Source organism: Verrucomicrobiia bacterium (assembly GCA_035946615.1).
Taxonomy (GTDB): domain Bacteria; phylum Verrucomicrobiota; class Verrucomicrobiia; order Limisphaerales; family UBA8199; genus DASYZB01.
Window position 1 is genome coordinate 188,800 of the sequence record DASYZB010000105.1, and the last position, 11,803, is coordinate 200,602.

General features: G+C 57.7%; 11 protein-coding genes. 4 read left to right on the top strand and 7 right to left on the bottom strand.

What is annotated here, in order from left to right:
- Positions 1 to 2 precede the first annotated feature (2 nt).
- The 5 genes from VG146_15250 to VG146_15270 all read right to left on the bottom strand — a co-directional run bounded on the left by VG146_15250 (position 3) and on the right by VG146_15270 (position 3,675).
- Complete coding sequence (locus tag VG146_15250) at positions 3 to 653, bottom strand: hypothetical protein (GenBank protein ID HEV2393708.1); 651 nt, start codon at positions 651 to 653, stop codon at positions 3 to 5.
- A gap of 1 nt (position 654) precedes the next feature.
- On the bottom strand, positions 655 to 1,008 hold the full coding sequence (locus VG146_15255; GenBank protein HEV2393709.1) for a hypothetical protein: 354 nt from the start codon (positions 1,006 to 1,008) through the stop codon (positions 655 to 657).
- A gap of 6 nt (positions 1,009 to 1,014) precedes the next feature.
- The gene (locus VG146_15260; GenBank protein HEV2393710.1) at positions 1,015 to 1,704 is read right to left on the bottom strand and encodes a type II secretion system protein; all 690 of its coding nucleotides are present in this window, start codon (positions 1,702 to 1,704) and stop codon (positions 1,015 to 1,017) included.
- A 145-nt stretch (positions 1,705 to 1,849) separates the two neighbouring features.
- Complete coding sequence (locus tag VG146_15265; GenBank protein HEV2393711.1) at positions 1,850 to 2,611, bottom strand: LytTR family DNA-binding domain-containing protein; 762 nt, start codon at positions 2,609 to 2,611, stop codon at positions 1,850 to 1,852.
- Positions 2,608 to 3,675, bottom strand: coding sequence for a histidine kinase (locus VG146_15270; GenBank protein ID HEV2393712.1), 1,068 nt, complete (start codon positions 3,673 to 3,675; stop codon positions 2,608 to 2,610). The genes VG146_15265 and VG146_15270 overlap by 4 nt, the downstream gene beginning before the upstream one ends.
- Before the next feature lie 46 nt (positions 3,676 to 3,721).
- On the opposite strand from VG146_15270, the gene VG146_15275 reads away from it, so the two are divergent.
- A complete protein-coding gene (locus VG146_15275) occupies positions 3,722 to 5,458 on the top strand; it encodes a CRTAC1 family protein (GenBank protein ID HEV2393713.1) in 1,737 nt (578 codons plus the stop codon).
- A 253-nt stretch (positions 5,459 to 5,711) separates the two neighbouring features.
- Here the strand turns inward: VG146_15275 and VG146_15280 are convergent, their stop codons facing one another.
- Both VG146_15280 and mpl read right to left on the bottom strand, forming a co-directional pair.
- Entirely contained in the window at positions 5,712 to 6,518 is an 807-nt protein-coding gene (locus VG146_15280) for an OmpA family protein (protein HEV2393714.1), read from the bottom strand.
- 202 nt (positions 6,519 to 6,720) lie between these two features.
- The gene (gene mpl / locus VG146_15285; GenBank protein ID HEV2393715.1) at positions 6,721 to 8,127 is read right to left on the bottom strand and encodes a UDP-N-acetylmuramate:L-alanyl-gamma-D-glutamyl-meso-diaminopimelate ligase; all 1,407 of its coding nucleotides are present in this window, start codon (positions 8,125 to 8,127) and stop codon (positions 6,721 to 6,723) included.
- A 310-nt stretch (positions 8,128 to 8,437) separates the two neighbouring features.
- On the opposite strand from mpl, the gene VG146_15290 reads away from it, so the two are divergent.
- From VG146_15290 to VG146_15300, 3 genes are all read left to right on the top strand, one after another.
- A complete protein-coding gene (locus VG146_15290; GenBank protein ID HEV2393716.1) occupies positions 8,438 to 10,591 on the top strand; it encodes a PQQ-binding-like beta-propeller repeat protein in 2,154 nt (717 codons plus the stop codon).
- A 75-nt stretch (positions 10,592 to 10,666) separates the two neighbouring features.
- Positions 10,667 to 11,545, top strand: a complete 879-nt coding sequence (locus VG146_15295) for a type II secretion system protein (protein ID HEV2393717.1) — start codon at positions 10,667 to 10,669, stop codon at positions 11,543 to 11,545.
- A 12-nt stretch (positions 11,546 to 11,557) separates the two neighbouring features.
- Positions 11,558 to 11,803 (top strand): hypothetical protein (locus VG146_15300; GenBank protein ID HEV2393718.1); only part of this gene is annotated, 246 nt, incomplete at its 3' end.

Genomic DNA, 11,803 nt, shown 5'->3' on the forward strand with positions numbered 1-11,803 from the left:
GGCTAGTGATGCGAGCGGCCGTTGAGTGAGGAGGGTGCGCCCTCTGCTGTCTCGATGAGTATCAGCAGGCTGCGCGTCCCTTGGGCTACGGCTTGAGCGGATGCGTCCGCTTCCGGCGCGACCGCCGGCAGCCCCGCGCCCACTTTCCAAGGACCGCCCTCCTGCATCTCTTTAAATGCGCTAAGCCACACCGGATTATCGAGAGCGCGGGCGACCGCGGGGGGCTCGCGCAAACGTTGCAGGCGCAAACCGCATACCCGCCCTTCCGGATCCGCCGCGAGCACCAGCTCAATCGCCCCGTACTGTCCCTTGACCCGTTTGGTTGATACAGTTCCCAAGAGCTTGTGTTGCCGGTAAATGCGCCAGAGGTGCAGCGCGTTTTCATCGGGCCTGGGAGCGCGGCCGAGCCGTTGGCTTAATTCGAGCCGCAGGCCGCTCAAGACGCGGGTTTCCACCCGATAACCAGTGGCTCCTGGAAAGAAAGCTTTCAAATCTCCCTCGGGATCACGCCAGGGGCAAAGCGCAGCGGCCTCCGGCGGGGCGCTTGCCGGCTCGAAGAGAGCTTCGGCAGCGGGCCTGCGCACCGTTCGCCAACCCGCCACACCCAGCACCATGGCAAGGAGCGCTGCGACAAACAGGAGCGGACGTGACATCTCAGTAGCGGATTCCCGAGGCTTGAATCGAGACCTCATCGCCTTCCGTGACAATTTTGCCCGAAACAGTCAGTTTGGTTTCCAACGGCACATTCACAACCACAAAACCTGCCGACTTTGTATCCACCTTGATTGTGCCCGTGCCGTCGTCCAACCGGAACCAGCAACCCGCCACCGGACATTTCTCAATCATCATCCCGCTCAGGGTTACCTGGCGTGGCGTATCGCCCGCCCGAACGGAAAGGATTGTGCGGAGCTCACCTCGGGGCGCTTTGCCAAGGATTGTTTCAGGGGATTTGCGGCATCCAGCCATCGACACCAGGGAAAGAAGCAGAAGCAGAAGAAAACGTTTCATGAAATCTCAAGGCACGGGACCAATCCCCGGGGCCGCCGGGGGCGCGCACTGTTGCTGGATGAATTGTTCGGAAGTGATGGTCGCGTGCGCATCGCAGAAATAAGCTACCCGAATTGGCCTCTTGGTTGCCCCTTTGAAGTCCACGACGGCAAACGGCTGGTGCCAGGACCAAATCTCCGCTCCCATAAACGTATCGGCAGGCATCAAGACTGCCGCTTCTTTGCCCAAGCGCGTCATCACTGTGTTCAGGCAATAGGAACTGCCGTAAAAATCCGAAAAGCGCGCCGGACGCGGGTTGAGGGAGTTAAAGGGGTCCGCCGCGATTGCTTGCGGGATGCCAGTATCTGCCATGCACACAAAGACGCGACTCGAGTTGGTTGAGTTGGTGGTGCCGGATATATAAGGAATGGCATAAGGCCGCCAATCCGCAGTGCGGCACGGTTTACACGGAAAAGCTGCCCCGCTGGCTGGATCGGGAAATCGCGGCGGGTAATTTCCATTGTTGTCATCCACATACATCTTCATCGCAAGCGCGATTTGCTTCGCGTTAGAGACGCAAGAGGTGCGGCGCGCCTTCTCTTTGGCCTTCGCCAAAGCAGGTAAGAGCATGCTCGCCAAAATCGCAATAATAGCGATGACGACGAGTAATTCGATGAGAGTAAAGCCGACATACGCAAGCCGTTTTTTGGTGGACATGTGGCAAATAATGGTGAGAAATGCACAAAAAGGTTAGGAAAATGGGATGACCGGACGGAATACCGGGCCAAGCGGCGGGTAGTGCGGGACGGGAAATCAAGACTCCCTATTGCCTTCGGAACAGATTCTCCTCACCACAAACGCATCATCCCAATCCAAACACAGTCAGCTTGTTTCGGTACCGTCTGCTCAACGTAAGCTTGGTCCCGTTGTGCAGCGTGACGGCATATTCGCCGCAGAAAAGAGGCTGGAGTTCCTTGACGCGCTCGATGTTCACGATGACCGAGCGGCTGATGCGAACGAATTTGTCCGGTGGGAGCCGCTTTTCCAGCGAGCCCATCGTTTCACGCAGGAAGTGGGCCTGGGCCTGGACGTGCAGCTCGACGTAATTATGCGCCGACTGCACCCAATCGATATCGGCGACTTTCAGCAGGAGGACGCGCCCGCCGGACTTTACCGCGATACGTTCGAATGATTTTGCCGTGGGGTTCAGTTCGGCGAGCACGGCTGTTTGGCCCTCTGCGTGCTCGCTAGCGCCGCGGTGTTTGACTTGTTCGAGAGCCCGGTTCAAGGCGGTTTGAAAGCGCTCGCGGTCGAACGGTTTCAACAGGTAATCGACCGCATGAACTTCAAAGGCGCGAAGGGCGAATTTATCGTGAGCGGTGACAAAGACGATAACAGGCATCGGTTCGGAGTTGATGGCTTCCAGCACGCCGAACCCATCCAGCTCGGGAATCTGGATGTCCAAAAAGATCAGGTCGGGTGACAACTCGTGGATAGAGGCGACCGCCTGGCGGCCATCGGCGCATTCACCAACCAATTCAACCTCGGGCTGGTTTCGCAGCAACTGGCGCAACCGGTCGCGCGCCAACTCCTCGTCATCCACAATCAGTGTTCGGACTTTCATTGTTTCTCGGCCCGGAACGGGATGCTCAAATCCACCCGCAGTCCGCCTTCCGGGCTGCGGAGCAATTCAAAGCTATGTTGGGGGCCGTAAAGCTCGCGCAAACGGGCGCGCGTATTGGATAAGCCGATGCCTTCGCGGGCCGGCGCATCGTCCCGAAGACCGGGGCCGTTATCAGAAACCCCCAGGGCCAGGGCATCGCCCTGGCGCTGGGCGCGCAACTCGATCTGGCCGGGGCGCGCGCGGGGCTCGATGCCATGGCGGATGGCGTTTTCGACCAGGGGTTGCAGGATGAGATTGGGCACACGCGCCTCGAGTGTATCGGGCGCAATGTCCATTTTTACCGTGAGGCGGTCCCCAAAGCGTGTGCGTTCAATTTCGAGGTAGAGTTCGAGCCACTGCAGTTCTTTGCGGAGCGGGACTTCCTGGGTATCGGCGCCATCGAGAGCGGCGCGCAGCAAATCGCTCAGGCGCATAATCATTCGGTCAGCCGCTTCGACATCCTTGTGCATGAGCGAAGAGATCGAGTGAAGCGTGTTGAACAGGAAATGGGGATTCAACTGCATCTGGAGCGCCTTGAGCTTGGCCTGGGCAAGGCCCCTTTCGAGTTCCGATGCGCGCAACTCGCGTTCGCGGTACTTGCGGTAATAATCGAAGGCCTGGCTCACCGCCACGATGACCCAATACACCAGCAAATTGAAATGCCACGTTTTCACCAGCAGGGGCCTGAAGGCCTCGCCGAAACTCGCGCCGCTTTGCCATTGCCCAACCCAGGCCCGCAGGACCATATACATGAGTGAGAAAACCACCCCCACGATGGCATGGGCGGCCAGGCTCCGGCCCCGGCTCCCGGCTTCGAACCGGAACCGCTGCGCCAGCCAAATTACGGGAACGGAAAGCAAGGCGAAGACGTACCAATCGCCCAGGGAGTAGCGGACGGCCTGTTTCCAGCTTACATCGAGGCCCGCCTTGGCGCTCGAAATGTAGAATTGGCTCGCGAAGGAAATGCCCAGCAGCGTCCAAAAAAACAACCCCAAGGCCCACCGCGCCCATCGCCTCTGGAGCACGAGACCAATTGTGATGTTGTCTGCGGTTTTGATACGTGTAGAATCTATGCGATTGGCAGTAAGAGACAAACTTATTGAGAGGTTGGCGCGCAGAGCCCCGGTCCTGCTGTTGCTGGGGCTTTGGACCTTACCCCTTCGGGGCGAGGACATGCCGCTGGCAAAATTCACTGATATTACTGCTGCGGCGGGGATTACTTTCGTGCATCAGAATGGGGCCTATGGGGACAAGTTGCTGCCTGAGACTTTGGGCGGGGGTGTAGCCTTCTTCGATTTTGACAACGACGGGCGCCAGGATTTGCTCTTTATCAATTCCTGTTATTGGCCGGGGCACATTCCCAAGGACAAACCGGCGCCCACCATGGCGCTCTATCGCAATGACGGGCATGGGCATTTCACAGATGTGACCGCCGGCTCTGGCCTGGATGTGACCTTTTATGGGATGGGCGTCGCGATTGGCGATTACGACAACGACGGTCTGCCGGATGTCTTCGTCACCGGGGTTGGCGGGAATCACCTGTTCCATAACGAGGGTCACGGCAAGTTCCGGGATGTGACGGCCCAGGCGGGTGTGGGCGGGAGCGGCCAGGACTGGAGCACGGGGGCGGCCTGGATCGACTACGACAATGACGGGAAACTGGACCTGTTTGTCTGCAATTATGTCCAGTGGTCGGCTGACATCGATCGGGCTAAGAGCTATGAATTGCCCAATATTGGCCGCGCTTATGGTCCGCCGCGTAATTTCGCCGGGACTTTTCCCAGACTCTACCATAACGACGGCGGAGGCCATTTCACCGATGTCTCAGCCAAAGCGGGGGTGCAGATTAAAGACCCGGCCACCGGCCTGCCGATGGCCAAGTCCCTCGCTGTCGCGCCGGTGGACGTCGATAATGATGGCTGGATTGACCTGGTGGTGGCCAACGATACCGTCCCCAATTTTTTGTTCCATAACGAGCACAACGGCACGTTCAAAGAGATTGGCGCGCGGTCCGGCATCGCGTTCGACGCCTATGGTTTGGTGCGCGGCGCAATGGGCATCGACTCCGCCCGGTTCCGCAACGATGACGCCCTGGGCATCGCGATTGGGAATTTTGCCAACGAGATGAACGCGCTCTATGTCGCCCAGCGCGACTCGCTGGTGTTTGCCGACGAGGCGACCAAGGAAGGGATGGGGCCGGCCAGCCAAAAGCTGTTGAAATTCGGACTGTTTTTCTTCGACTACGACCTAGACGGACGGCTTGATGTCCTCACCGCCAACGGCCATCTCGAACCCGAAATCAACCGTGTCTTGCCCGACCAACAGTACCGCCAGCCGGCACAACTCTTCTGGAACCGCGGCGGCAAAGCATTGAGCTTTGTGCCGGTGCCCGTCGAGAAATGCGGTCCGGCCCTTCTCAAACCGATTGTAGGCCGAGGCTCCGCCTTTGCCGATATTGACGGGGACGGCGACCTGGATGTTGTCATCACTCAGATTGCCGGCCCGCCGTTGCTCCTGCGCAACGATCAAAAACTGGGCCATCATTGGGTGCGGCTGAAGTTGATAGGAACCAAAAGCAATCGCGACGCCATCGGGGCATGGGTCAAGACGCGGGTTGGCGGGCGCGCTCTCTCACGCCAGGTGATGCCCACCCGCAGCTATCTCTCTCAATCCGAGTTGCCCGTCACCATTGGGCTCGGGACAGCCGAGAGAATTGACAGCCTGGAAATCACCTGGCCAAGCGGCACGAAACAGCCGGTAGCCCCACCCCCTTTGGACCGCCTCATGATTATCACCGAACCGCGTTAAGCGCTTATCAGTCCGCGCGAAGCGTCGTGGACTGCGCCAGTCCAGGCGTTTTGGGGCCGCCGCCCTGTGTTCAACTAAATTTCCATTCCGCCTGGTGGCGGCCCTGGTGCTGGGACCCGAGGCCTTCGCCCGGATTTTGAACCGGGGGCTTCGCGCCAACCGGCGGGAGCAACTTGCCGTGCGAAAACTTGCGGCGCGTGCCGATTTGGAGGAGATTGTGCTCTCGCTTCTTGTATTCCAGGTACTCCCTGAGCTATTGCGCAGGCACCGTCCCGGCGTCAGGAACGGAATTTGTCGGTCCGGCCACGCCGTTTGTGCCCGCCCCAGGTACAACCGGGTTGCCCACAGCCAGTGGCGCCGTATCGGCCCCTGCCATCTCTTCGGAAAGAATCGTAATGGCAATCCGGCGATTGCGGGCGCGGCCTTCCGCCGTCGAGTTGTCGGCCACCGGTCGGAATTCGCCATAGCCGACGGCGCCCAGGCGTCGGGGGTCCACGCCGGCTTTCTCGGTCAGAAAGCGCACTGCAGCCGTCGCGCGCGCGGTTGAGAGTTCCCAATTGCTGGGAAAACGGCTTCGGGCAGCGGCGCGGATGGGCACGTTGTCGGTGTGGCCGATAACGTGGACTTTGAGATTCGGGTGTTGTTGCAGAATAAGAGCCACCTTGCGTAGAACACCCTCCCCATCGGGCTTGAGTTCTGCTTCCCCGGAATCAAACAGGACCCGGTCCAGAATGTTGACGGTCAGCTTGCCTTGAAGCTGCGAGATAGTCACGTCCTTGGATTCCAACGCGGCGCGCATTTCGTCTTCGAGGCTCTTGTGAGTCTGGACGGCGGCATCTTTTTCTTTTTGTAATTCCTGAACCTGGGCCTGGCTGTCGGCCAGCTTGTTCCGTAAATCATCCGCCTCGGCCCCGGCTTTGGCGGCTGCCGCCTGCAGGTCCATCAGCGCCGCCTGGGCATGATCGAGCCGTTGCTTTTTGTCCCAGGATGAAAATCCCAGCAGGACCAGCAACAGCAGAATAGTTAAGCCGCTTGCGATGTACCACGTTTCTTTCGGCATTTTTCGTCAGTTCTCTTCCTTACCAGAATAAGGCTCTCCCAATGGGTAGCAAACCTATTTGGTCGGACAGGTCAGCCAAAACAGCAGCGGAACGAGCCGTGATTTCCTGAATGTAGGAGACGACGTAAAGAGTCTCTGATCAACAACTTCCCAAGGCCAGTCCTCAGACCATGTCGAATCAGAGACTCCTTAGCGTCGTCTCCTATAAAGACTGGCCTTTGGCTGTCAACCGCTCCAGCAATCGGCTGTGGATTCCGCCAAACCCGCCATTGCTGAAGACCACCACGACATCGCCCCCCTGCACCTGCTCTGCCAAATGGCCCAGAATGGCATCGACATCAGGCAAATAGGCAGCCGCTTTTCCGGCGGCCTTGATGTCTTGCATCAACTGTTGCGGGTTGAGCCGTTGCTCAGGCGGCAGCAGTTCCAGGCGGGCTATTTGTGAGACCACCACCGCATCGGCGTTGGCAAAGGATGCGGCCAACTCCGCCTGGAATACGTTGCGCCGGGTCGTGTTGCTGCGCGGCTCGAACACAGCCCAGATTTTCTGATGCGGGTATTTGATGCGCAAGGCGCACAGGGTCTCGCGGATAGCTGTCGGGTGATGGCCGAAATCGTCCACCACAGTCACCCCGCGGGCAATCCCGCGCACCTCCATCCGGCGTTTGATGCCTTTAAAGGTGTCGAATGCGCCTTGGATTTGCTGGTTCTTGAGGCCGCAATGTTTGGCGCAGGCGACCACCGCCAGGGCATTGCGCACATTGAGTTCTCCCACTAGGTTAATGTGGAACTTGAAACTGGGAATCTCAAACTCGGTTGCCGTCGGTCCGTAGCGGATGTTAAAGGCCTGAACCGCATAGCCCTCCCCCAGGCCGAAGCGTTTGACCGGGCAAAAGGTCACGTCGAGCAACGGCGCCAGGTTCGGGTCGTCTCCATTGGCCAGCAGCAAGCCATTGCGCGGGATTAACCGGATGAAATGGCGGAACGAGGTCTTAATGGAATCGAGGTTTGGAAAAATATCCGCATGATCGAACTCGAGATTATTGAGCAGCCCCACCTCGGGCAGGTAATGGACGAACTTGCTGCGCTTATCGAAAAAGGCCGTATCATATTCGTCTCCTTCAATAATGAACCACTCGCTGTCGTTGAATCGGGCGCCTTCGCCTAAATTATTGGGGATGCCCCCAATCAGATAGCTCGGGTTCAGCTTATTATGTTCGAAGACCCAGGTCAGCAGGGAGGTGGTGGTCGTTTTGCCATGGGTGCCCGCGACCACGATCGAGCGTTTGCCTCGAATGAAAAAATGCTTCAGTAACTCAGGCAGCGAGCAATAGGCCAGTTTGTGGTCCAACACGTACTCCGCCTCAGGATTGCCGCGTGAAATCGCGTTGCCGATGACGACCAGGTCCGGTTTGCGCCCCAGGTTTTGCTCCGCGTAGCCCGCAATGACCTCGATCTTGCGTTCTGCCAGAAAGGTGGACATCGGCGGATAGACATTCTGATCTGAACCGGTCACGGCGATGCCCAGCTTCTGCATGGCCGCAGCGGTCGAAGCCATCGCCGTGCCGCAAATACCGACGAAATGGACCGAGCGAACTTGCGAGAACATCGCCAGCATCATAGGCGTGGCTCGGACGCTGAAAAGAGAAAACAGATTCCTGGCTCCCCGCCGGCAATAGCGCTAATTATCCCGTCTGGTGGCGCCGAAGGTCCTTCCTGCCCCTCCCGCCCGTGTTCCGCCTTCTGGAACCCTGGTAGGAGAAAACCCCATTGCGGGACTCCCGCCCGCGGTTGAGTGTGGCGACGCTTGAAGCTCATGAGAAGGTTCCTTCGCAAACAGGTTTGCGAAGACGCATGTCCTCTCGGGCACAGTTCAAGGGCAGATTCAAACCTCGGTTGCGATTAGCCGTGCTTACAATTTGGCGTTTTTTGCGACAGACGACGCGTCCGGCAACTCGCGAGTCTATGCTTATGATATAAGCGGCGCGAACCCTATCGAGAAGTGGGTTTTCCCGATTCCGGAAACATTTAGTCAGGTGTGGAGTTCTCCTGCCTTGAGCGCCGATGGCGCGAGGTTGTACTTCGGTGACGACAACGGCATTATTTACGCTCTCGACGCAAAAAATGGAAACCTGGTCTGGTCGTTTCCCAACCCCAGCTCTCCTTTCGGTCCTATCCGGTCGTCGCCTGCGGTGAGCACCAATCTGGCCGCCGGCACCGAGACAGTTTGGGTGACGAGCTACGACGGAAATCTTTATGGTGTGTCCTGTTCGGCGGGCGCCCTGCCTATGTTGGCCATGGAGTCGTATGTTGGTGCCGACGGGGGAGCGCTTGACCGAAATGTGCAATTCAGTTCGTCTCCAATAATTGCTGCCGATGGGACGGTATATGTCGCATCGCGGGATGCGACAATCTATGCCTTCGACCCTTCTTCTCCGACACCGCTTTGGACTGTCCCGAACCCTACGGGCCAACGATTTCTCGCGTCGCCAGCCATCGGTCCCAATGGCACCATCTACGTTGGGGACATGGGTGGCAACCTCGTGGCAATTGACCCAAACAATCACACAGCTCCTAGAGTCGTATCAATAGGCGGGGGACTTGCCCTTGAGGATCAGCCGGTCGTGGGGCGGGATGGCACGATTTATGTCGGCGGAAATGATGGCAATCTCCATGCCATCTCCCCGTCCGACCTCTCAGAAAAGACTGGGTGGCCAGTGAACTGCGGCAATCCGATTGTTGCAAGTCCAGTGTTGACCTCGGATGGGTACGCTTACGTCGTCACCTTCAGTGGGAACGGCGCCCCACTCCTCGTGGTCGATCTGAGCGCCGCTCAAGTGGTCAACACGTCAGACCCGGGCACGACCGCTTTGTGGTATACCGCATCTTCAGTCGTCGCCAGTGATGGGACTATTTTGGTGGGCAATGCTGACCCCGACAATGATGACATCGCCGATATCTTTGGCATCAACCCGCAGACCCCAAGTTCGAATGCCGCCCTGGGTTTCTATGCAAAATTCCGCTCCAACTACCGCAATAGCGGGAACGTTCAAGATAACCGTTGGACCGAAATGCCGCCTCCGGTCGCAACGATCACCGACTTGGGGACTTTCGATAATTACAACAACGACTATAGTGAGGGTAACGCCATCAATGACCTCGATTATTCCACCGGCTTGTCGCAGGACGTCCGCATCAGCAGCACCTTCCAGGACGCGTTTCTCTATAATCCATCCACGGGCACTATGACGGACTTGGGCCATATTATTGATAACGATGTGACCACAACGGGGCTCGGGATTAGCATAGGCAACACAGTGGTGGGTTACCAGCAAAACGCTGGCGGCTCCCAATTGGGATGGGTGTGGACCCAGCACGCAGGAATGCATGAACTGCCATGGTCAGGCCTTGGAGATTTCTACGCCTACGGAGTCAACGGCCCGGGAAATATCGTCGGCTATGGCGTTATATTCTCATCAGGGTATTGGCACGCGCTGTTTTGGCAGAGTTCCTCCAGCGCCTATAGCGACCTGCTCACGATGGCAGGCCCAAATTATTCGAGCTATGCTTACGGCGTAAACAATGACGGGTGGGTCGTAGGCACATCAGACATCTCTGCGACGACCTATCATGGATTCATTGTGCAGGAACCTGGAAACCAACTTAATTTACTCAACGATCTGGGAACAATTGGGAACGCAACCGGCAACAGTGCCGCCTATGCCATCAATGGAATTGGCCAAATCGTGGGCACCTCGATCGACGCTGACGGCCACATCCACGTTTTTCTCGAAAACCAACTTAGCTCATGGAACACAGATTTTCAAGACCTGGGAGTTGGTTATCCTTCCTTCGCAGCCATTAATGGACGCGGCCAAGTGGTCACGGGGAACAATTATATTTATGTCCCTGCCCTGGCACCCACACTCCAGCCTTTGGCCAATTTTCTATCGAGCACGGACCGGGCAAACTGGACGCTCGAAGACACGGCGGGCATTTCCTCGGACGGTACGGTTGTGGGCTGGGGATATCACAATGGTGCCGCTCACGCCTACATGATCCAGGTCAAATGAGGGCCGGCAGAGTGCATGGTCCATAGAGCATCGACTTCAACAAGGACTGTATTAGTTTAATCCAACAGTACTATTATGAATGCTTCCAGGGGCCGTCTCCCTGAGCCTGCGAGGCGAAGTTGGGCGTTCACGCTTATAGAATTGCTTGTGGTGATCGCTATCGTTGCAATTCTGGCGGCTTTGCTTTTGCCCGTTTTGACACGTGCCAGGGACCAGGCAGGGGCTGTCGTCTGCCTCAATAACATGGGGCAACTCCAAATTGCCTGGCACCTCTATGCACTGGATCACGATAACACCCTGCCGCCAAATAACGGGGCCGACTATGACGGTCCGGTTTGGGTGAACGGGATGCTAGACTATAATGGAAACAACTCCGACAATACGAACGCCCTGCTGTTGGTAGGGAAAGGGGTCAATGAGTTTGGAATTGCGACGACGCTAATCGGTGGCAGCATCGGGGTGTACACCCAATCGCCTCGTATGTACAAATGCCCCGGGGACATGAGTTACGTCATCATTGACGGAGGGCAATATCCACGTGTGCGCAGTTATCAGATGAATGGGCATTTGGGGTATGCCCAGAGTGACGGTTACTTGGTCGACCCCCTTCGTGAGTTTTCAAAGCTCTCGGATTTCGAAGCGCATGGGGCGCCGGCATCGACGTTCGTTTTTCTAGACGTGCATGAGGACAGCATAGGGGGAGGAGAGTTTCAGGCTTGGATTGCCGGCACTAGTTTTGTCCCTAGGGCCGAAACCGGGTGGAATCAAGTGCCGGCAGCGCGGCACGGTGGCGCGGGCGCGTTCTCCTTTGGTGACGGACACGTGGAACTCCATAGATGGGTGGACCCCCGCACCAAAGCCCCGATCGCAAGAGCATGGCTTTATGGCGTTAGGCAAACAAACAACCCAGACGTTTGGTGGGTGGGGGATCGGGCCAGCGCACCCTGGCAATGAGCGAATCTGGCTATGAGCAATCCGAGCTTTCGATGCCCTAAATCCGCCCGGCAGGGCGCAGTAATTGTTTGGGCGTGCGCGCTAGGTTTATCCACGGCACGGTCACAACTTTGGCCGGGCCTGCCCGGAGAGACGGGACATGCGGACGGGACCGGCTCTGCAGCCCTCTTCGAGGAACCTTCGGGGGTGGCGCTGGACAGCGCGGGGAACATCTATGTGACCGATACTGGGAATCTCACAATACGCAAGATAACACCA